This is a genomic window from Pseudoalteromonas sp. SA25, assembly GCF_011378705.1.
In the GTDB taxonomy this organism is placed as follows: domain Bacteria; phylum Pseudomonadota; class Gammaproteobacteria; order Enterobacterales; family Alteromonadaceae; genus Pseudoalteromonas; species Pseudoalteromonas arctica.
Window position 1 is genome coordinate 95,223 of record NZ_WTKV01000015.1, and the last position, 21,244, is coordinate 116,466.

A 21,244-nucleotide genomic window follows, 5' to 3' on the forward strand; every position below is an offset into this window, starting at 1 on the left:
AGTTAACTATATGATTACTATAAATTAAAGTAACCGTATCGTTAACTTGCCACTTATTTAACCAGTATTTGCTTTTGTTTCGTCCTAGATCTGTTGAATAACACTTTACGTTAACGTAAAGTGTTGGCAGCTTTAATTAAAGATAGTGCAGATGTTGCAAAGTTTAACCAGCAACAATCACCCACAATAATAATTTAAAGGGGCACTGTTTTACCGACAACAAAAGAAGGTAGGTTATGAGTAATCCAAATAACGTATCGCTGAATATTAACCACGAGCTTGAATTTATTGATGGTCAAGCACTTAATATTCCAACCCTTAGTATTTTAACTGAGGACGGCGACATTCATCCTAGTGCAACCGCACCTGACATTTCAAAACATACCGCTATTAAGTTATATGAAACAATGCGTTTTATACGTTTGTTAGATGAACGTATGCAAGGCGCGCAGCGCCAAGGCCGTGTTAGTTTTTATATGCAATGCCTAGGCGAAGAAGCCGCAGTTACAGCCTCTGCTGCTGCACTTGATCAAGACGATATGATCATGGCTCAATATCGTGAACAGGCAGCCCTGCATTATCGTGGCTTTACGCTTGATCAATTTATGAACCAAATGTTTTCAAATGAATTGGATTTAGGCAAAGGCCGTCAAATGCCAATTCACTATGGTTCTAAAGCGCTAAACTACATGACGATTTCATCGCCGTTGGGTACGCAAATACCACAGGCAACGGGTTATGCATATGGCCAAAAAATAAAGCACATCGACGTTAAAACAGGCGAGCTTGCCAGCACAATTGATAATGTGACTATTTGTTACTTTGGTGAAGGTGCTGCATCTGAAGGTGACTTTCATGCCGGTTTAAATATGGCCGCTGTTCACAGAGCGCCGGTTATATTTTTTGCACGTAATAACGGCTATGCAATATCAACCCCTGCTGATGAGCAATTTAAAGGCGATGGTATTGCCTCGCGTGGTGTGGGTTATGGCATTAAAACAATTCGTGTTGATGGCACAGATGCACTTGCTGTGTATGCGGCAACTAAAAAAGCACGCGAAATAGCCTCAACACAAGGTGAACCTGTACTTATTGAATCGATTGCTTATCGTTTAGGTGCGCACTCTACGTCAGACGATCCAAGTGGTTATCGCTCTAAAGATGAAGAAGCGAATCATCAAACGTGCCCTATTGATAAATTTAGAAAATGGCTGGTCAAGCAAGACTGGTTAAACGAAGAAGACGATATAAAAGCAAAAGAGTCGATTCGTGAAGAAATTTTAGCCGCGCTTAAACGTGCTGAAGTTGTTGCAAAGCCCGCTTTAGAAGAACTGGTATCTGACGTTTACGATACACCAATTCCATTATTGCAACGCCAGTACGAGCAACTAAAAGAACATATAAAACAGCATCCAGATGCTTACCCAGTAACCGCAGGGAGAATTAAGTAATGGCTAAAATGAACATGCTCCACGCAATTAACTCTGCTCTCGATATTACGATGAATGAACACCCTCAAGCCTGTATTTTTGGTGAGGATGTTGGTTACTTTGGTGGTGTATTTAGAGCAACATCGGGCTTACAAGAAAAGTACGGTAAACATCGTGTTTTTAATACGCCTTTAACCGAGCAAGGTATTTTAGGTTTTGCTAATGGTTTAGCTGCTTTTGGTGCGCCTGCATTGGCAGAAATTCAATTTGCTGATTATATTTTCCCAGCGTTTGATCAAATAGTAAATGAAGCCGCTAAATTTCGTTATCGCAGTGGTAATGAATTTAATGTGGGTAACTTAACTATTCGTACACCTTATGGCGGCGGTATTGCTGGTGGTTTATACCATTCACAATCACCCGAAGCCTATTTTGCGCACACACCGGGTTTGAAAGTAGTTGTACCGCGTAACCCTTACCAAGCTAAAGGTTTATTACGTGCATCAATTAAAGACGATAACCCGGTCATATTTTTTGAGCCTAAGCGTTTATATCGTGCATCAATTGGCGAAGTGCCAGAAGAAGATTATAGTATTGAATTAGGCACGGCTGAAGTAGTGCAAGAGGGTGCCGATATTACGCTTTTAGCGTGGGGTGCTCAAATGGAGATTATTGAAGATGCAGCAAAGCAAGCAAGTGAGCAAGGTATAAGCTGTGAAGTTATTGACCTTCGTAGTATTTTACCATGGGATGTTGAAACGATTGCTAAATCGGTTATTAAAACCGGCCGTTTAATCGTGAGTCATGAAGCGCCTATAACCAATGGCTTTGGTGCAGAGATAGCTGCAACAATACAACAAGAGTGTTTCTTGCACTTAGAGTCGCCAATTTTACGTGTATGTGGTCTAGATACTCCATACCCGCTGGCACTTGAAAAAGAATACGTACCGGATGCACTAAAAGTGTTGGCTGCAATTAAACAATCAATGGATTTTTAGGGGTTACCATGGCTAAAGATTTTATATTACCCGATATTGGTGAAGGCATTGTTGAATGCGAAGTAGTTGAATGGCTAGTACAAGAAGGCGATACCGTATCTGAGGATCAGCCAATTTGCGATGTTATGACAGACAAAGCATTAGTACAAATTCCGGCAGTGCATGATGGCGTTATTTCAAAGCTATATTATCTAAAAGGTGAGATTGCTAAAGTACATGCCCCTTTATTCGCTATGGATGTAGCAGGTGAAAGCATTAGCAATGAAGTAGTACAAGAGCCAGTACAAGCTGAAAATAAAACTAATGATGCAGCTGATGTGGTTGAGGACTTTATATTACCGGATATTGGTGAAGGTATTGTTGAGTGTGAGATTGTTGATTGGTTAGTTGCTGAAGGCGACGAAATAGAAGAAGACCAAGCGGTTTGTGACGTAATGACCGACAAAGCATTAGTACAAATTCCGGCAAAATATACAGGCACAGTAAAAAAACTATATTACCAGAAAGGTGAAATAGCAAAAGTACATAGCCCGTTGTTTCAAATGACAATTGCAGGCAGTGCAGCAAAACCAAATGTTGATATAAACCAAGCGGTCGTAAAGGCTCAAACTAATGCCGTCGCGGAAAAAGTTGCCCCTGTTAAAACACAGCAAACTGCTAAAGTTATCAATCAAAAAGCGGTTGCATCCCCCGCAGTTCGTCGTAAAGCTCGTGAGCTAGATGTTGATTTAACCTGTGTACCAGGTAGTGGTAAAAATGGCCGTATTTACAAGCAAGATATTGAAGAGTTTGTAAAAGCCGAAGTGCCAAATACTATTGATACTTCACCGCTTAATAGCGATGCTTCTCAAAGTGCAGTACAAAACCAAACACAGAATCAAAGCGGTGGCGTACGAGTAGAGCAAATTAAAGGCATTAAAGCGGCCATGGCCAAGCAAATGGTAGCTTCCGTTTCAACTATTCCGCACTTTACGTTTAGTGATGAAATAGACTTAACACAGCTTATAGCTTTGCGTAGCGCTTTAAAAGAGCAGTACAAAGCACAAGGCGTTAAGCTCACCATGATGCCATTTTTTGTAAAAGCACTCTCGCTAGCAATGAAAGAGTACCCTGTACTTAATTCAAAAGTGAACGATGAATGCTCAGAGCTTACCTATTATAACGATCATAATATCGGTATAGCGGTTGATTCTAAAATTGGCTTGTTAGTGCCTAATATTAAATCGTGCCAGAGTAAAAGCATTGTTGATGTGGCAAATGATTTAACCCGCTTAACTCATTCTGCGCGAGAAGGCCGTGTTGCACCCGATGATTTAAAAGGTGGGACAATTAGCATCTCTAACATTGGTGCTATTGGCGGCACTATTGCGACCCCTATAATTAATAAACCAGAAGTGGCTATTGTTGCGCTAGGTAAACTGCAGCATCTACCGCGTTTTGATGAAAGTGGGCAGGTTGTGAGTAAAGCTATTATGCAAGTGAGCTGGTCTGGCGATCATCGCGTTATTGATGGGGGCACTATTGCTCGCTTTAATAACCTATGGAAATCGTACTTAGAAAACCCATCGGCAATGATGATGGCTATGAGTTAATAGCTAAATTGTTAATATGTAATAAAAACCAGCTTTTAGCTGGTTTTTTGTTTTAATATCAGCTGTTTTTAATTAAGATACAAATGTTACTAAAAAGTAATTAGATTAACCCCGTTAGGGAATATAAAAAATAACACTAAGGAAATTTTATGGAACATTATATGAACGCGTTGCGTAGCTACGCAGATTTTTCAGGCCGTAATCGTCGTAAAGCATTTTGGATGTTTATGCTAATTAATATTATTTTTTCGCTTTTAACAAGTGTTATAGATGGTATTACAAACACAATGTTCGTAAGCTCTATTTATAGCTTAGCGCTATTTATTCCTGGCTTAAGTATTGGCGCTCGTCGTCTACATGATACAGGCCGTTCAGGCTGGTGGCAGCTACTTTGGTTAGTGCCAGTAATCGGCTGGATTGTATTAATTGTTTTTCTTGCGCAAGATTCGCACGAAGGTGAAAACGATTTTGGTCCAAATCCAAAAGAATTAGCAGTAGAACCAACTACTGTATAAGTAAGAATAACTTAACATGTTAAAAGCTCAGCAATTGCTGAGCTTTTTTGTTTTTTTATTTCTCATTCTTTTAAATTTCAGCAAAAAAATACAACCCATAACCAACTATTAATGCGGGAATAGACGTATAAAGTGTAGCAATAACTGCAGCTTTAGGCGCCATTGCTATTGCTGGAAATAACGCATCACCATCGTTAGAAATTGCGTTTCCTGCTAAAGCACTAAAGGGAATAATGCCTTGAATATAAAGCGTTGTAACAATTATTTGCGGACCACAACCAGGTAAAAAACCAATAAGCACTGCAATTAATGGGGCCAAATAGGCGTAATGTACAAACCACGTTTTTAAATCAAGTCCTGCAATGTTAACCAAAATCTCAAATAGCATAAAAGAGGCTACAACCCATGCCGTTACAAAATGGGTATCTTGTAATACTTTTATTATTTTAGAAGGGGGGTTACATGCATCGTCTTCTGACGTTACTTCTTGATAGCTTTCACCTCTTGACGAAAGTGCCCAAATACTAACAATAAATAAAGCCATTAATGCACCAAATAGCGTAATTACAGTACTTGTGTTTGAACCAAACTGTGAAAAATCAACATTAAACGCAATCAAAAAGGCAATTATAAGGCTTGGGATAACTGCTACCATCCAAACCGGTTTACTGATTTTAATAATGTTAGTTGAGAGTATTTTAATTTGGTGCTTTTGTTCTTGCGCTGTTGGGCGTAAAAAGTCTTTTTTGTGTATTGTATTAACCAGTAAACCACTGAATGTACCCACAACTAACCCTATTCCCATAATTAACAAGCCTTCAGTAGGGCGGGTAGCAAGTAATAAAAATGCTGCATCGCCCATTGTAGCTGTTAGCACAGCAACAATAGCCCCAAAGCTTGCTTGGCCTTTTGTAAATTGAGTAACCACAATAATAGCCCCACCACAGCCAGGTAATGCACCTAAAACCGCTGCAAAGCTAATTTCTAAGATAGGGGACTTGGCACTTAAATAACTAAGCTCTAATTGAGGTAAGTGTTCTATAGCGTAGTAATAAATTAAAAGGGTAGCAGCAACAAACACACTCACTTGAAAAAATGCATCACTCAGTGCGGTCATTGTTATTTCGCGTAATTGCGGTATTGCAAGGCAAGTTAAAATAAATAAAGGCAGCAGTAAGCGTTTATTTTGGCTCAAAAATCGTTTTGAGGCAGGAGTAATAAAACCAATGTGAGGGAGTGAAATCATACAATGCGACCTAATAAATTAACTAGGTCACACTGTATATTTTAATTAAATGATAATCAATATCATTTGCATCTATTTAAATCGATTACTCTGTTTGAGTTTTTCGATAGCCAAATCTAAGTTAGTTTAAATTTGAATTAAAGGCTGTGATTAAATTGGGCTACTTACGCTGAAATTCAGAGTTTGTATTCCACGTTGGCCACTGTTCTGTTTCAGAAATATCAAAACCTACTTTATAAAATAATTGTAAGTCTTGTACAGCACCCGATAAATCCCATTCATCACGGTAACGGTCACATGGTTGATGGTAACAACCGCGAAGTACTAAACTCATACGTTTACGGTAATTAGCCGTTTCTTCATCAGCAGCCACTGTGCCGCCACCTGCGTACATGGCCGGAATGCCCATGTTTGCAAATGCAAAGTGATCAGAGCGATAATAGCCACCAGATGACGGTTTAGGATCACCTGATATTGTTCTGCCTTGCTCTTTAGCCGCAGTTTCTAAAAACTCATCCATTTGTGATTTACCAATACCAACCACATTCATGTCTTTTACTTTGCCTAATAAATTTAAGCTATCCATGTTTATGTTAGCGACTGTTTTATTCGCTGCAATCACGGGATTTGCCGCATAGTATTTAGACCCTAATAAGCCTTGCTCTTCAGCAGTTACTGCTAAAAATGTCATTGAGCGGCTAGGGTGCTTTGGTAATTTAGTAAAGGCTTCAGCTACTTCAATTAGCCCAGCGGTACCCGTTGCATTGTCGTGAGCACCGTTATAAATTTGATCGCCTTTACGTGTTTTATCTGTACCTAAGTGATCCCAATGAGCTGAGTAAATAACATGCTCATCTGGTTGCTCGCTTCCTGGTAACGTAGCGATAAAGTTATACGACACCGATTTTTTAATCGTGTTTTTAATACTAACAGAAGCAGTTAAATCGCCCATATCAACATGGTAAGCACCTTTAGCTGCGTTTTCTTTCGCAGTATCGAAATCTAATCCTGCTTTAGTAAAAAGCTCTTTTGCTACGTCAGTTGTAACCCAGCCTTCAACGGCTACGCGGTCCATATTGTTGTTTTCTTTTTGAAAACCAAACTGCTCGCCGCTCCACGAGTTTTCAACAACCGACCACGGGTAGGATGCAGGTGCTGTTTCATGAATAATAATTGCACCTGCGGCACCACGGCGACTCGCTTCTTCGTATTTGTATGTCCAACGCCCATAATATGTCATTGCGTCGCCAGTAAATAAAGCAGGGTCTTTTGTTGCAAAACCCGGATCGTTAACCAGCATTACAACCGTTTTGCCCTTAACGTCTAAACCTTCGTAATCATTCCAATTGTATTCAGGTGCGTTAACGCCGTAGCCTACAAATACAAGTTCAGAGTTTTCTATGCCTTCTTGAGCACTTATGCGGCTGCTACCCATAACCATGTCTTTTTTGTATTGGTAGTCTTTACCACCAATACTAAGCACCATATTCGAATCTGCTTCTAAAGAAACTAATGGCACTTCTTGTAAGTAACTGTCGCCATTACCTGGTTTTAAACCTAAAGCTTTAAACTGCGCAGTTAAATAATCAAGTGTTAGCTTTTCGCCAGGTGATGAAGGAGCACGACCACCAAATTCGTCTGATGCGAGTACTTTTACATGTTTAGCCAGTTCATCAGCTTGAATACTGTTATAACCATTTGTTACATCAGTAGGTGTAATACTTGTTGTTGCGCAACCTGCTAAAACAGCGGTAGCGAGGAGTGTGAGAGAGAAATAATGTTTCATGTCAGCTCTTTTTTTGTTTTAAGTTGTGATTAGTATATTAACTTCTATTAAGTAGAACCAGTTTTTGCGGTAAACTTCTCGTAAATTATAGGCATAAATTGTTAAAGGTTTAAATGAAGCGTTTTACTCCCCCCGAGCAGTGGCAAATCAGTAGTTTAGAAACAGGTGCATTTGCGCATTTACGTGAGCTGTTTAAAGTTAACGAACTAACAGATTGGCCGGCGCCGCAGTGGTTTTCTCCATTTTTAACCGCTATTAATGCGAATAATATTCCTATTACTTTTGAAGATGATGCAAAGGTAGATTTTGGCGATCGTTATTACGAACAAGTTATTTTTGAAACGGGTGTTGTACCTACACGCAGTGAGAATTGGCATGACTTATTTGGTGGCTTTATTTGGTGTTTATTTCCTAAAACCAAAGCACTTATAAACCAGCGTCATGTGCAAGATATAGCTGAACATGGTTTGCAAAAGCGTACTAAGCATCGTAATGCACTAACTCTCTTTGATGAATGTGGTGTTGTATTAGCTATAAGTGAGAGAAAATGGCAGCAGTGGCTTTGCGATCATCAATGGAAAACAGCATTTGTTGAACACAAACATGAGTGGGGTAAAACAATAAAACCTTTTATGTTTGGCCATGCAAATTACGAAATGCTCACCAAACCTTATATAGGCTTAACAGGTAAAGCGTTATTTGTTTGTGTACCTAATGAAATATTTTGTAAAGATTTAGTAACTCAATACCAGTACCTTGACCAAGCCCTTTATGAGATGATTAATATAGATAACTGCTTAGCTGATAACAAACAGCTTTCACCACTGCCTTTATTAGGTGTGCCAGGCTGGCATGACGAAAACAAAGACGACTCTTTTTACAACAATACAGATTATTTTAGAGCGAAACGAAGGATACGAACATGATAGAAGTTGCTGGGCTTAAAAAGAAATTTAAGCTAACTAAAGATCACAAAAAAAATAAAATAGACGACATCGACCCTCGTGAAGATAAAGATTACTTTCACTCAGTACGAGATGTGAGTTTTAGCTGCGCAAAGGGTGAAGTACTTGGGTTGCTAGGCCCAAATGGTGCGGGTAAAACAACTACACTTAGAATGATTTCAACCGCGTTAAAGCCCGATGAAGGCTCAATAACAATTGCCGGAAACGACATTGTAAAAAAACCGCTACTGGGGCGTAAGTCTATCGGTTTTTTATCGGGCTCTACCGGTTTGTATGGCCGCTTAACTGTAAAAGAAAACATAGAGTATTTTGCAAAGCTTCACGGTATGAGCAAAAGCGATATTGCATCGCGTTGTGATGAGCTATTTACATTGCTTGATATGCATAAGTTTGTAGATAAACGCGCAGAAAACCTATCAACAGGTATGAAGCAAAAAGCAAATATTGCGCGTGCTGTTGTGCATCGCCCAGCAGTTGTTGTACTTGATGAGCCAACAACGGGTCTCGATATAATGACCACGCAAACCGTTATTCAATTTATTAAGGGTTTAAAGGCGCAAGGTACTCCTGTTATTTTTTCTACCCATCATTTAGATGAAGTTGCACTTTTATGTGACCGAGTCGCTGTAATTAACGAAGGTATTAGCTGCTTTGACGGAACAGTAGATGAATTTAAACAAGCAGGTAATAGTGATGAGCTTAATCAAGCGTTTATGAACATATTAACGGAGAAACATGATGTTTGAAGTATATAAAAAGGAATTAAAAGAGCTCCTTCGCGACAAAAAAACCCTTATGTTTGTTGTGTTGCTGCCAGTACTTATTTTCCCAATAATATTTGCTATTGTTGCTTTTATTGGCACCCAAGCTGCACTTGACGCCGATCAAAAAGTAAATACATACGTAATTATTAACGGCGAATATGCACAAGAATTTACTGACAAAGTGTTTTACCATAAAAGCTTTGAACTTTATAATGGTAGTAAAACCTTTAATACAATAGAAGATCTCAAAGCAGGTGTTACCGCCGGCGACATAGATATGGGGATTTACTTGCCAAGTAATGCCGTAAAAACTCTCGACAATGGTGAGCAAAGCAAATGGCAAGTTGTATTTAACGATGCTAAATCAATAAACTATTTATTCGATCGGGTTAAAGAACTTGCTCAGGAATACAGTGACGTACTGCAAGCTGATAAGTTAAAAAGCTTTGGGATAGAAAGGTCTGCGCATAAAGCTATTCTTGACCCTATTGAAGTTGTCAAAGTAGATACAGCCGATAAACGTGAAAACTTAGGTGAAAAAATAGGCGCCTATTTACCTTATTTACTTATCCCATTGGTTTTAATGGGGGCTACTTACCCAGCAATAGATTTAGGTGCCGGCGAAAAAGAGCGCGGCACGCTAGAAACACTCCTACTAACACCCATTACACGTACAGAATTGGTGCTCGGTAAATTTATAACATTACTTACTACCTCTATTGCATCAACCACTATTACGATTGTGAGTATGGGGTGTTGGGTTGCAGTTGCATTAGCATTTGCTGACTTAGATTTCATTAAAACGGCCTTCGGTACGCTAGCGGTTAGTGATTTACTGATGATTTTTTTACTTTTACTTCCGCTGGCTGCCATATTCTCTTCTTTAGCGTTAGCTATCTCAATTTATGCGCGTACATTTAAAGAGGCACAAAATTATATGCAGCCTTTAAGTATGGTCGTATTTTTCCCTATCATTATTTCAATAATGCCAAATATGGAATTGACTGCTAAAACCGCGTTTATCCCGGTAACAAACGTTGCATTAGCCATTAAAGACATAATTAAAGGCACAGTTGATTATACCTTTGTAGGGCTAATATTTTTAGCAACCGCACTTATTGCAGGTGCGTTACTAGCATTTTGTGTTAAATGGTTTAACCGAGAAGATGTATTATTTAGGTAAGAATTTATTGGTAATAAAAAGCATCACTTTAGTGATGCTTTTTTGTTTTTGAAGCCAATTTTTAAAGTGGTTTGTATTCGGTGATTAAATAGTTTAAATTTATGGGCTGAACTATGGATTATAAAACAAGGATGGATTCTTGAAAGCACACCTATTATATATCTCGCTATTTAGTGTAAGCAGTACTTTTAGTTTACTCACGTTTGCAACACCTTCACAAGTAAAAACAATTCAGCCAGCCCCCCACGTAGGTACTTGGCTAAATAAAGATGAAGACGGCGATGGTGTGCCTGATGAACAAGATGATTACCCGTTTGATGCAAACTTAGCTAAAGCGAAGTACTATCAAGAAACGGAGTTAAACGACAATTTAGCCAAAGCAGAAAACCTGACTTCAGAGATCCCATACTTTGTTTCAGGTGTAGTGCAGCATACAGCTGATTTAGATTTATTTAAATTCACAACAAATAAGGCTGAGCGTGTATCTGTTGTACTAAACACGACTAACTCAATTTTCAGGCCTAACATTTTTATATTCAATTCAACTGGTTCGTCGGTAGAAGAAATTAAATCAAACTTTACTGCTATTGGTAATATTGGAGCTGCATCTAATTTTACACTTCCAGCTGCAGGTACTTATTACTTAGCTATTACGGATGATGATGCGCGAGGAAATACGGATTTTTCATATAAAGCAAAACTCTTTTTTGATGTAGATATAGATTACATAGATGATGGTCTAGAGCCTGCTTTTGGCTTAATTGTGGACGATATAGACTCTGATAAAGACAGAATTTTCGACGGTACAGAGTTTTATGTTTATTTAGATATTAATACATATTCACATGATGTTGACTTGGATGGTATTCCTAATTGGCTGGATGATGATAGTGATGCAGATGGCATACCAGATAAAATCGAAGGTGTTTCAGACCAGGATCAAGATGGTTTGGGCAACTTTGTAGACCTTGACTCAGATGGCAATGGAAATGTCGATAAAAATGAAGTTAAGGATATCCTTATTTCTTTCCCAGCCGATACTGATGGAGACAGAGTACCAAATTATGCTGATGTTGATGACGATAACGATGGGTTACTTGACTTAAATGATGCTAACCCATTAAAAATAGTCGACTCAACTTTCCCTGGCGAAGCTGATTATAAAGAAATAAGCACTATAAATTATATTTTTAAGGGCCAGTCGTATAACGGGCTTTTTGTAGAGAATGGGACGCACAAAATAAAGGGTAGAGGTCTTGATACCGAGGGTATACTCGTATTCAAACGAGCTAAAAATTTACCGCCTATCAATAAAAAAGTATCATCAATACAAGATGTTACCTTTGTACTCCCAGAGTATACCCAATCTCTGTTTTATTTTGCTAAGGGTAAGCGTTCCAACTCAATTAATGTGAATAAATCAAACCGTAATCTTCCCTTAGTATTAAAACCTAAATTTGATTACTATTCGGTGGGTGACACTGTAGGCCTATCGGGTCAACATTTTTCTGATGATACGCTTGTTTTTATTAATGATATAGAGGTTAAACCTTCAATTAAAAATGAAGAAAAGTTGACCTTTGTTGTCCCTGATGGTGCTAGCTCTGAAGCTAGATTAACTGCCAAAACAACCTATGGGACAAGCAATACAGTTGCAATTAATATTGGTGATGAAGTATTTTTAGATTACAGCCAATTGAACATACCCAATGAAGTATTAGCACCATTATTAGTAACTTCTTTAAAAACACCGACCAACCAAGAAGAGTATGTTGGCGATGATTTAAACATTAACTATTTTTTTGGTGGTGTTAGTGATGTTGTTATGTCACTTTATATTGATGAAAATGGTCGCCCTCATGAATTTATTAATACAGTTGTTTTTCAAGCAGATAAAAGTATTGTGATTACGCCAATTCATATAGCAGCTTCTACAGTTTGGTATAGTGGTGCTTTAGGTAATAACATAGAACAGGGAAGGTGGAAGGAGACCTTTAAAACAATTAGTTCTAACGAAGACGTTAAAGTATTTGCCAACTTTATTGAATCAAATTTAAGTAACCCACGTTTCATAGATGATAATTCATCCAAGTATCAATCTTTGTTAAATAAAGCAATAGCGAGTTCAAAAAACTCAATATCCAACTGATAAGCAGCATCAATAAGTTATTTATTTTTAAAACAGTAAAAACCAAAACTTAGTTAAGGATAATTATGAAACTCTATAAATTTTTACCATTGTTTTTATTTTTTTCTTACTCCGCGAGTGCGGTACCTAACAAAGAATTTTTTGTTGAAAAGTGCTACGACAATGCTATAAAAATTGTGAACAAGGATTTTGATTCATATATAAAGGACTTTCACCCCAATGCTGAGGCAAAAGAAAAAGCTAAAAAGTACTTAAATAAAATGTTTTTAAAAAAGCAGCTAAGTATGATGAGTCTATTAAAACAGCAGATTATAAAAATGAAGAATTCATAATTATAAATGAAAAAGAAAATAACTTTTTGTTTGATATAGAAAAAAAAGTTCAAGTGGGAATTGGCTTTTTAAATATAAAAACCGGCCGTTCTCATTTTATTTGTGAGTTTGGTTTGGATAAAGATACAAAAGAATGGTACAAGACGAGCATTTAATGTGTGAACCATTACATACTGATCAACCAAAATTAAAACTTAGTTAAGGATAATTATGAAACTCTATAAATTTTTAACATTACCATTATTATTATCTAACCTTGCTTATGCTGAGTCGGAGAAAGACTTAATTACTAAAATGTGCCACGACAATGCTATAAAGATCGTAAATAAGGATTTCGATTCCTATATACAAGATTTTCATCCAAAGGTTCAAGCTGTAAATAAGGCTAATTCATTTTCATATATGAAAAAGAAGTTTCTAAAAAAAGCAGCTAGATATGATGATTCGATTAAAACAGCTGATTACGAACGTACATTGTTTATATTAATAGATGAAAAAGATAAAGACTTTTTATTTAACATAGAAAAAAAAGTTCAAGTTGAAATTGGGTTTTTAAACATAGAAACAGGAAGTTCCCATTTTCTCTGTGACTATGGCTTAGATAAAGAAACTAATCAGTGGTATAAAACTAGTCTTTAATCAGTTTCTTATATTAAGCACATAGCTTATTGCACAAGAACAATTGAATTGTGTGATTTTTGAACGGCAAGAAAAATAACACTAAAAACAATAACATGCTGGAGTTTAATAAAGTACTTAATTTGAGCGCTTAAGATTCTTAGCGAAAATAAAGCCACGCTTAATTTTTATGGTGAATCAGTGGTGAATCAGTGGTGGATCATGGTGTAAGTTATGAAGCATGAACTGTTGGTCCTGTAGAGTTTGAATACTCATTGTAAATTGGTTTACTAAATAGCTTTTGGGCGTACCGCAATACACAAAAAAGAAGGAACTTTTAAAACGTGAAAGACTCACTCTCGCACTCTATTTACAATAATGTAAAAAACATGCCAGTTTTTGCACATAATGATAATTATAAACTAAAAAATACGGGGCGCTGGCCAAAAAAAACAACAAAACAGTGGGTGTTCTTTTGTGTAATAAATACACTCGTTGCCGTTATTCTTGGATTAATCGGCATAGACCTTACCCCTAACAAATATCCTACCTATTCTGATCCACAACTAATCCAATCAATAGTTTTAAATTTATTACTCATAAATACAATCCGCTTTGTTATATGGGTTAACCATAGTATTAAATGTGCCAAAGACTTAACCGTTGATAAACATACAGGCTGTGTAGAACCCATTGATTTAACGAAGTCAGTTAAAGTTACGGTAAAAGTATTTCCGACTAAAAGTACTCAATTTAAAATTATTACCGGGGCGGTAGTTGAATACCAAAACAATCAAAAACAGGTTTTTAATCGCTTATCGATATTACAGCTTCCTGAATTTGTAGACTGGTTAAAAGAAAAGCATGATGTAAGTATTGAATTTAAAACATCTTTAATTACAAAGATCCCTCTCTATTTTTTATTGTTGACCATTTTTTGCTTAATGATTTTGTTATTTTTTATCTAACCCGTCAAAGGGATATTTGATTTTATAAAAGAGGCTTTATGGACTTTTTGTGTAATAAATTTAGGCGATTTACTAACTCGTATTGTGCGGATGAACGCCTTAAGAAAGATAGTAAGGCCGATTTAACAACGTATCCTTTATTAAAAAACTTCACTAAAAAGCAACTCTACCTACACAGTGTAATAGCTTACATCGTTGGATTTTTATTAACCTGTTTTTTTATAAGTGAAGGTCGGGTGTACGATACTAATAATAGGCCTGAATATGTTGTACTTTATTTTATCGGCTTTTACTTTGCTATTTTAATTGCAGTTTTGTTTTTTAAACGTGGCAGTAAACAATCAATTACTCTGTATCAAGACTATTTTGAATTCAAAGATACTGGCAATGTAAATAAAAAACTTTACTATCGGGATATTGAAGAGGTAACCGTGGGTAAGTTTGATTACACCATAGTAAAGCGTATTCGCGGAACGGTTAGTCGCCATGAAAATATTAAACTCCCATTTTTTACTCATGCTACATTTTTATTTACTAATAAAGACACGCTGACAATTAATCGTATAAACCTTTTTATGTTACCAGAAATGGTAGAGGTAATGACCAAAAGAACAGCTGTTGAAGTATCTTATTTATTTCCACCAGTCATTAAGGCTATAGCAGTCATGTTTGCAGCATTGTTTTTAACTGTACTCACAAGCATAGTTATTGTGCAAACATACTTAGGTTGATAGGCGTTAATTGTTACTTTAACTTAGTTAAATTGGCCGTTGGTATTTAGGTCAAAAACCCTAACTTAATAAGGAAGGCTTGGCCTTCCTTATTTATCATAGAATTCATTTGTCGTGTTGGTGTATCAATGAGTTACAAATTACAAAAAAAAAGTAATGAGCTGCTAATATTTACAGATAATGGCGGTGTCTCAGGGGTTATATTTCACTTTTTTTTGATGTGCTTAGGCGCATGGCTAATTTATATCAGTGTAATAGGTATATATAAAACAGGTGAGCTGGTTTGGTCCAGTATAATAATTTTATTGGGCTTGATGCTGTGCACGCCGGTATTAAAAGTCAATAAAGTAATACTAAACGCTAAAAATAAAGATATTGTGAGTACACGCTTTTGGCTTGGCTTTATTACTAAAAAAAAGCATATTATTAATTCACAGTTATCCCTAGTTGAAGTAAGTGGCTTTACAACCGGTGAGTTTGAAAAATTCTTTGATCCAGAAAAGCCAGTACTGGAGCATTTTTCAATGAAGTTTTTTAGTTATCCAGAGCTCACAATGAACATGGCAATACTTTCAGATATTTTAAAATCAGTTGCTTTTTTAGAGGCCCATTTTGATACTGATTTAGCGCTAGTTGCTGGAAATCGTAGGCATAAATTAAGTGTTGATGGTTTAAAAACTAAAAGCACAGAGTCAGCTGATATTCCTAATGATCGTTACTTTAAACAAAGCAACGGTGGTGAGTTAATAATAACAGCTAGACCCGTAACATCACCGCAATTTTGCTCGCTCTTAATGTTAATTTGGTTGTTTACATTATTTACTATTTGGTTTTTATTTAATCATGAACACCTTGTAGGAGCTCAATATTTACCAGCATTTGTTCAGTCAGTTTTATCAGTAATATTAATTGTGTTAGGGGGTTATTTAAGTACGTTAGTTATGGGCCGGAAACGGTTTAAAGTCAGTAATGAAGCCTTAATAATTAAAGCTACAGGGGCCAAAAACAAAATTATAAAGTTAGGCGATGTTTGGGGCGCTGCCAAAGTCGCGCGAAGGACTTACCTGTTAACTAAATCTGGCGCGATTTGTTTAGGTTACAACTTACCAAGAAAATACAGTATGGCCATACATGATTGGTTTGCAAAATCTATCGATACATAGATGGCTATAGGTGTGTTAGCTTGAATGGCTGTATTAATTTAGGTACGATAGCTTTATGAATTAAATAGAATTAGTTTTAGACAAATAATTAATACTTTTACGGACTAACAAAACAAGGATGGATTCTTGAAAACCCAACTATTATACCTTTCATTGCTAAGCGTCAGCTGTGCTTTTAGCACGCTAACATATACAACACACGTTCACGCAAAAACACTTCAAGCATCCGCACATGTAGGCACGTGGCAAAATAAAGACGAAGATGATGACGGTGTACCTGATGAGCTTGATGCTTATCCTTTTGATGCAAGTAAAAGTGAATACGAATTTGTTAAAGAAGAAGAATTTAACAACAATAATGATGTAGCGACTGTCGCACCTGAAAAGTTACCAATTAAACTTTTTGGCCGAATTCAGCAAGCGAACGATCAGGATTATTACAAAATTAAGCTTAAAAAAGATGTCGCAGTAACCGTACTTTTATCTTCTTCAAGTAATGAATTTGATCCTGGTATGGCAGTAATGGATAGCTCTGTAGTGGCCATTCAGTCGTGGGAACCAAACTTTACAGCTGTAGGTAAGTACAAGCGGGCAATTCAAGTTAAGCCGTCTGAGTCTGGCACTTATTATATTGTTATTAATGATAAAGAGTTTAGAGGTAAGCAATCATACGATTACCAATTGCATGTGTTTGTAGATGAGGATGTAGATGCAATTGATGACTCTGTAGAGCCTGCTTTTGGACTGCAAGGTTATACGCAGGATACTGATGGCGATGGCATTAATGATGGTACTGAGTTTTACGTGTTTAATTTAGATTCAGCGTATGCCCATGATGTTGATAATGACGGCACACCAAACTGGCTCGACGATGACTCAGATAATGACGGCATTAAAGATGTACTTGAAGGTGCGCTTGATTTAGACGAAGATGGCTTGGGTAATTTTGTAGACTTAGATTCCGATGCAAACACAATTATAGATAGTAAAGATGCGGGAAATCCTCAAAGACCTTTGAATCATGATAAAGACCAATTTGGCAACTTTATAGATTTAGATGACGATAACGATCTAATTTTAGATGTTAATGATCCTGAGCCCTTAAACTCAGCCTCAAATGGAGGGTATGGTACAGATAGCTATTTAGAAGTGAGTAATATTTATTACTTATTAAATGGCAGTCAAGAAATTGAAGGCGTTATTTTAGCTAACCAAAAACACCGTGTTTACGGTGAAAACTTAGCAACTGGCTTTTTAAATTTCAATATTGAAGGCTGTACAGTACCCGTAAATATAGCTGTTAATGCTAATGGGAAAGATTATGTAGATTTTGTAATGCCGCGCAATGCAACTAGCATTAGTTATAGTGCAGCAAATATACGTACAGCACCTATTGCACTTTCGTTTAATCAACAATTCTCGCCGATAATAGTGAGTCAAGGTGTTATAGAATCTTCAGCGAATCAGGAAGTTACTTTATCTGGAATAAACTTTTCAGACGATACTTTAGTGTATTTAAATGAGGTAGAGCTTACCCCTTTAGCAACTTCTCCTACTAGCTTAAGTTTCACCGTTCCTACAAATGCTGAATCAGGCAAGTTATATTTAAAAAACAGTTATGGAAAAAGTAACACATTTAAAATTGCTATATTTAGTGAAGCAACACTAACGATAGATAGCTCCCTGCCTTTTGCTGATACTAAAGTGGTTGCAAGTACATTTATTTCTGGCATAGAAAAAACAGTTGGTTTTAACAACAGCGTTGCCGTCGTGCCTGTATCTAGCAATAACGCCACAACAATTACCTTATATTTTGGTGATGAACAAAAGTATTATTTAAATGCACTTTATTTAGGGCAGGCAGATTTACAAATCACACCACGATTTATTGCTGCATCTACTGCATGGGGCTTAAGTGGCATGAACCAAACACAACAACTCGCAAAATTAAGAGCTTTATTCACACAAGCACTTAAGCTAGATGAAGTGATTGAGTTTGCAGATTATATTATAAAAAATAATAACCAATTACATAAATATAAAACCAAAGAATTTACGACTTTAAAATGGGCGGCTGCGGATGCAATTACTGCTCATATTAAAAAATAAAAGGACATTTTTATGAAAAACAAATTAATCACACTTTTAATTACGGGGCCTTTAATCAGCTCATCTTTTTTATCAATGGCTAGTGAAGTGCCAACAAAAGAGTATTTTAATAAACGCTGTATGGGCGCATGGCAAAACATTAAAGCCGGAGACCGAGAGGCTTTATTTGCAGAGTTACCACCTAAATTACAAAACTGGAATGAAGGTAAAACAGCATGGAAGCAAGTTGATAAAGCAATAAAAAACTACAAAGAGGATTGGGAGCAATTAAATTTAAATAATTTGAAAATCACGTTGTTAGATACCGCCGGAGAAGATCCTAATGGTAATGAATTAGTATCAGGTTTACAGAGTTCAGTAGATAAACGAATGGCTCGTTTTTACCCTGAAGCCACTCGTGAATTCACATTATTTTACACTTTTATAAATAAAGAGCACAACGGGAGCAAATCATGCTCATTTTTAGAGTTTGATAACGAATGGTATATGTATCATAGACTACTTTGATTATTATGAATTTTATATCTGAAAAACTTAAACATACATTCCAAGTCTGTTTTGCACACAAGCGCTGGGTGCCTTATACGCGAATAAAATCGTTTTTAGGTATGTTACTGGGCGCTTTTGTCGCCTCTTTTTTTGTTGATGGCCAACCAAGTTACTCAAACGCTGACCAAACATTGAATACTATGTTTGTGGTTACCCCGTTTTTGTTTTTTGGGTTGGTGCTATTGCAATCCTCGTTACAAAAAACATTTTACAACGCCGATGTATTTATCACGCGCAAAGGTTTAACCATGCCAGATTTTAAAGGCGAGCGTGAAGTGTTTATTGCTTTTAAAGATATAGAGGCAATGTATATTAATTACTTCCCGTTGACGCCGCTGCTATGGTTTGGTCCATACATAAGTACGCATTTAGCGATTAAATCAGTCAATGGAGAGCGTTATGGGGTACATACGTTTAATTTAAGTGACTATAGAGCAATTGTTAATTACCTAGCGCAAGTGCATAACGTCAAAACTAAACACCGTTTTTCATGGTGGACATTAACTTACTTATCTCTTTTCCCAATTGGGTTTTTATTGGGCTTTCTTGTTTAATTTACTTAAAACTAAGGAAAGACATGAAATTAAAATGTCCTGTTTGATTATTGGAGATCAGATTGAGACGTTAAAAATTTATATACAGATAATCTATTAAACAGAAAAGTGTACAGTGCCTATGGTGTACTTATAAACTCAGCAAATGAGTAAAATGCACACAAATCGAAAATTACAGGAGAAAACTATGAAAAAAATCGCTTTTTATACACTGGCTCAATCATTACTTTTATCATTTACGGCAAGTGCCGTTGACTACAGCATCCCGATTGAAAATTGTAAGAAGTCAGTAGATATCGTTTTAAATCAAGATTATGAGCTTTTCAAGCAGCTTTATGCACCGCTACCTAAAGATATGGACCAAAGTATTGTAAAAGGTATGTTAGCTCGTGAGCATGATCATTATACAAAAAATTATTATTTGGGTATCCATAACTTTGCAATCGTTGGTACTGAGGTGCTTGAGGATGCTAAAAATAGTATAATTCGAAGATCACAAAAAAATGCATTGGAGTATGGTTATACTGATGAGCTGTGGGTTAATTATACATTTACAACATCAAAAATATTTCTTGGAAAAAAGAAAGACAACGTAACAATAAAAGGAAAATGTAAGTTTGGACAAGTCGATGGCAAGTGGCTTATGGTCAACTTATTAAGAAGCTAACTATGACTAACAATGAACAGCCAACCAGCCTAGAAGATAAAAAATGGTTTAAAAATGTTCACTTTAAAGAGCAGGATACGTTAAGCCCTACGAGTGAAATTAAACTTCCTTTATTGCGTTTATTATGTCATTTGTCTTTTCCAATAGAGTTATTATTTACCGTAGCTTTAATTACGCTTTCATTGGTGGCCGGACTTTGGTTAGTTGATAGCTATAGCTTAGCTAGTTTAGTTGTTTATTTACCGCTTCTTATTGGTACCCTATTTTTAAAACGTATTCTTATATGGCGCAAGTTTGGATTTAGTTCAAAAGAAGTAATGACCATAAGCAAAGAGCAAATTAAAGTTAACCCATTTGTAAATGATTCATTAAAGCAAAGCAGATTACTCAAAAGGGATCATATCGAGTCGGTAATATTTAATTATAACCTTAGCAATCAAGTGTCTGATACACAAACTCAAGTAAATACTGCGCTAAATAGGGCTTTTATAAAGCTAAAAACAGGCGAAAAGATTGAGTTGAACGTTAATAGAGTGGGGTTGTTTAATGTTTTGTATTTGTTGTATTACTTTGATTACCCATTGATTTATAAAAAATCATTTGAAGGAGGAGGCTCTAGTATCGGCTATTTATTCTTACGCGTTTCTGGCATTTTAGCTAACTTCCCTGTAATAGCGATGTACTTTTTTGAGTTTTAAGCAAGTAACTAATATTAGAGTGTTTAAAATCGCTGTGGAAACCAGTTAAATTAGCTATGTAACTTAACAGGTTTCATGTTGAGTTATAAACCTAGCTCCAATCAAGTTAATATGAGTACTTAATTAAGAAACAGCTAGCGGATATGAGTGACTTTACAAAGCTATTTACATTAGCTTTGTACTATAAAAAATACTCATGCATACCAATATGTTAAGTTTTAATTTAC

20 protein-coding genes are annotated in these 21,244 nt (G+C 36.4%); 18 read left to right on the top strand and 2 right to left on the bottom strand.

What is annotated here, in order from left to right; translation table 11 throughout:
* Positions 1–236 precede the first annotated feature (236 nt).
* From GQR45_RS13460 to GQR45_RS13475, 4 genes are all read left to right on the top strand, one after another.
* Complete coding sequence (locus GQR45_RS13460; protein WP_024592587.1) at positions 237–1,451, top strand: thiamine pyrophosphate-dependent dehydrogenase E1 component subunit alpha; 1,215 nt, start codon at positions 237–239, stop codon at positions 1,449–1,451.
* The gene (locus tag GQR45_RS13465) at positions 1,451–2,428 is read left to right on the top strand and encodes a transketolase C-terminal domain-containing protein (RefSeq protein ID WP_008171214.1); all 978 of its coding nucleotides are present in this window, start codon (positions 1,451–1,453) and stop codon (positions 2,426–2,428) included. The genes GQR45_RS13460 and GQR45_RS13465 overlap by 1 nt, the downstream gene beginning before the upstream one ends.
* A gap of 8 nt (positions 2,429–2,436) precedes the next feature.
* Positions 2,437–4,020 carry a dihydrolipoyllysine-residue acetyltransferase gene (locus GQR45_RS13470; RefSeq protein WP_165726195.1) on the top strand — a complete coding sequence of 528 codons (1,584 nt, stop codon included), beginning with the start codon at positions 2,437–2,439 and terminating at the stop codon, positions 4,018–4,020.
* Between the two features lie 149 nt (positions 4,021–4,169).
* Complete coding sequence (locus tag GQR45_RS13475; protein WP_165726196.1) at positions 4,170–4,535, top strand: DUF805 domain-containing protein; 366 nt, start codon at positions 4,170–4,172, stop codon at positions 4,533–4,535.
* A gap of 70 nt (positions 4,536–4,605) precedes the next feature.
* On the opposite strand, the gene GQR45_RS13480 is transcribed toward GQR45_RS13475, so the two are convergent.
* Both GQR45_RS13480 and GQR45_RS13485 read right to left on the bottom strand, forming a co-directional pair.
* The gene (locus GQR45_RS13480; RefSeq protein WP_165726197.1) at positions 4,606–5,781 is read right to left on the bottom strand and encodes a putative manganese transporter; all 1,176 of its coding nucleotides are present in this window, start codon (positions 5,779–5,781) and stop codon (positions 4,606–4,608) included.
* 160 nt (positions 5,782–5,941) lie between these two features.
* Positions 5,942–7,567 carry a M28 family metallopeptidase gene (locus tag GQR45_RS13485; protein ID WP_165726198.1) on the bottom strand — a complete coding sequence of 542 codons (1,626 nt, stop codon included), beginning with the start codon at positions 7,565–7,567 and terminating at the stop codon, positions 5,942–5,944.
* Positions 7,568–7,680: 113 nt separating this feature from the next.
* On the opposite strand from GQR45_RS13485, the gene GQR45_RS13490 reads away from it, so the two are divergent.
* The 14 genes from GQR45_RS13490 to GQR45_RS13555 all read left to right on the top strand — a co-directional run bounded on the left by GQR45_RS13490 (position 7,681) and on the right by GQR45_RS13555 (position 21,017).
* On the top strand, positions 7,681–8,493 hold the full coding sequence (locus GQR45_RS13490) for a DUF3025 domain-containing protein (protein WP_165726199.1): 813 nt from the start codon (positions 7,681–7,683) through the stop codon (positions 8,491–8,493).
* Entirely contained in the window at positions 8,490–9,278 is a 789-nt protein-coding gene (locus GQR45_RS13495) for an ATP-binding cassette domain-containing protein (RefSeq protein ID WP_007586825.1), read from the top strand. Before GQR45_RS13490 ends, GQR45_RS13495 begins: the two co-directional genes overlap by 4 nt.
* Positions 9,271–10,479: an ABC transporter permease gene (locus GQR45_RS13500; RefSeq protein ID WP_007586822.1), complete on the top strand. Its 1,209-nt coding sequence runs from the start codon at positions 9,271–9,273 to the stop codon at positions 10,477–10,479. Before GQR45_RS13495 ends, GQR45_RS13500 begins: the two co-directional genes overlap by 8 nt.
* A 139-nt stretch (positions 10,480–10,618) precedes the next feature.
* A complete protein-coding gene (locus GQR45_RS13505; RefSeq protein WP_165726200.1) occupies positions 10,619–12,628 on the top strand; it encodes an IPT/TIG domain-containing protein in 2,010 nt (669 codons plus the stop codon).
* 65 nt (positions 12,629–12,693) lie between these two features.
* Positions 12,694–12,960 (top strand): hypothetical protein, encoded by a 267-nt coding sequence (locus GQR45_RS13510; protein ID WP_165726201.1) that lies wholly within the window; start codon positions 12,694–12,696, stop codon positions 12,958–12,960.
* Between the two features lie 210 nt (positions 12,961–13,170).
* On the top strand, positions 13,171–13,599 hold the full coding sequence (locus GQR45_RS13515; protein ID WP_010552716.1) for a hypothetical protein: 429 nt from the start codon (positions 13,171–13,173) through the stop codon (positions 13,597–13,599).
* A gap of 323 nt (positions 13,600–13,922) precedes the next feature.
* Positions 13,923–14,546, top strand: coding sequence for a hypothetical protein (locus tag GQR45_RS13520; RefSeq protein ID WP_165726202.1), 624 nt, complete (start codon positions 13,923–13,925; stop codon positions 14,544–14,546).
* Positions 14,547–14,584: 38 nt separating this feature from the next.
* Positions 14,585–15,277 carry a hypothetical protein gene (locus tag GQR45_RS13525; RefSeq protein WP_165726203.1) on the top strand — a complete coding sequence of 231 codons (693 nt, stop codon included), beginning with the start codon at positions 14,585–14,587 and terminating at the stop codon, positions 15,275–15,277.
* Positions 15,278–15,405: 128 nt separating this feature from the next.
* Positions 15,406–16,440: a hypothetical protein gene (locus GQR45_RS13530; RefSeq protein WP_165726204.1), complete on the top strand. Its 1,035-nt coding sequence runs from the start codon at positions 15,406–15,408 to the stop codon at positions 16,438–16,440.
* Between the two features lie 126 nt (positions 16,441–16,566).
* A complete protein-coding gene (locus GQR45_RS13535) occupies positions 16,567–18,549 on the top strand; it encodes a hypothetical protein (protein ID WP_165726205.1) in 1,983 nt (660 codons plus the stop codon).
* A gap of 12 nt (positions 18,550–18,561) precedes the next feature.
* Complete coding sequence (locus GQR45_RS13540) at positions 18,562–19,056, top strand: hypothetical protein (protein WP_165726206.1); 495 nt, start codon at positions 18,562–18,564, stop codon at positions 19,054–19,056.
* Between the two features lie 5 nt (positions 19,057–19,061).
* Positions 19,062–19,652, top strand: coding sequence for a hypothetical protein (locus tag GQR45_RS13545; protein ID WP_165726207.1), 591 nt, complete (start codon positions 19,062–19,064; stop codon positions 19,650–19,652).
* A gap of 187 nt (positions 19,653–19,839) precedes the next feature.
* A complete protein-coding gene (locus GQR45_RS13550; RefSeq protein WP_165726208.1) occupies positions 19,840–20,319 on the top strand; it encodes a hypothetical protein in 480 nt (159 codons plus the stop codon).
* A 2-nt stretch (positions 20,320–20,321) separates the two neighbouring features.
* Complete coding sequence (locus tag GQR45_RS13555) at positions 20,322–21,017, top strand: hypothetical protein (RefSeq protein WP_165726209.1); 696 nt, start codon at positions 20,322–20,324, stop codon at positions 21,015–21,017.
* Positions 21,018–21,244: the final 227 nt, after the last annotated feature.

What these genes read in the sequence shown, in the direction of transcription:
- GQR45_RS13555 (WP_165726209.1), top strand. Translation starts at nt 20,322, where the DNA reads ATGACTAACAATGAACAGCCAACCAGCCTAGAAGATAAAAAATGGTTT.
- GQR45_RS13500 (WP_007586822.1), top strand. Translation starts at nt 9,271, where the DNA reads ATGTTTGAAGTATATAAAAAGGAATTAAAAGAGCTCCTTCGCGACAAA.
- GQR45_RS13540 (WP_165726206.1), top strand. Translation starts at nt 18,562, where the DNA reads ATGAAAAACAAATTAATCACACTTTTAATTACGGGGCCTTTAATCAGC.
- GQR45_RS13545 (WP_165726207.1), top strand. Translation starts at nt 19,062, where the DNA reads ATGAATTTTATATCTGAAAAACTTAAACATACATTCCAAGTCTGTTTT.
- GQR45_RS13460 (WP_024592587.1), top strand. Translation starts at nt 237, where the DNA reads ATGAGTAATCCAAATAACGTATCGCTGAATATTAACCACGAGCTTGAA.
- GQR45_RS13480 (WP_165726197.1), bottom strand. Translation starts at nt 5,781, where the DNA reads ATGATTTCACTCCCTCACATTGGTTTTATTACTCCTGCCTCAAAACGA.
- GQR45_RS13490 (WP_165726199.1), top strand. Translation starts at nt 7,681, where the DNA reads ATGAAGCGTTTTACTCCCCCCGAGCAGTGGCAAATCAGTAGTTTAGAA.
- GQR45_RS13525 (WP_165726203.1), top strand. Translation starts at nt 14,585, where the DNA reads ATGGACTTTTTGTGTAATAAATTTAGGCGATTTACTAACTCGTATTGT.
- GQR45_RS13475 (WP_165726196.1), top strand. Translation starts at nt 4,170, where the DNA reads ATGGAACATTATATGAACGCGTTGCGTAGCTACGCAGATTTTTCAGGC.
- GQR45_RS13515 (WP_010552716.1), top strand. Translation starts at nt 13,171, where the DNA reads ATGAAACTCTATAAATTTTTAACATTACCATTATTATTATCTAACCTT.
- GQR45_RS13495 (WP_007586825.1), top strand. Translation starts at nt 8,490, where the DNA reads ATGATAGAAGTTGCTGGGCTTAAAAAGAAATTTAAGCTAACTAAAGAT.
- GQR45_RS13485 (WP_165726198.1), bottom strand. Translation starts at nt 7,567, where the DNA reads ATGAAACATTATTTCTCTCTCACACTCCTCGCTACCGCTGTTTTAGCA.
- GQR45_RS13510 (WP_165726201.1), top strand. Translation starts at nt 12,694, where the DNA reads ATGAAACTCTATAAATTTTTACCATTGTTTTTATTTTTTTCTTACTCC.
- GQR45_RS13530 (WP_165726204.1), top strand. Translation starts at nt 15,406, where the DNA reads ATGAGTTACAAATTACAAAAAAAAAGTAATGAGCTGCTAATATTTACA.
- GQR45_RS13465 (WP_008171214.1), top strand. Translation starts at nt 1,451, where the DNA reads ATGGCTAAAATGAACATGCTCCACGCAATTAACTCTGCTCTCGATATT.
- GQR45_RS13470 (WP_165726195.1), top strand. Translation starts at nt 2,437, where the DNA reads ATGGCTAAAGATTTTATATTACCCGATATTGGTGAAGGCATTGTTGAA.
- GQR45_RS13550 (WP_165726208.1), top strand. Translation starts at nt 19,840, where the DNA reads ATGAAAAAAATCGCTTTTTATACACTGGCTCAATCATTACTTTTATCA.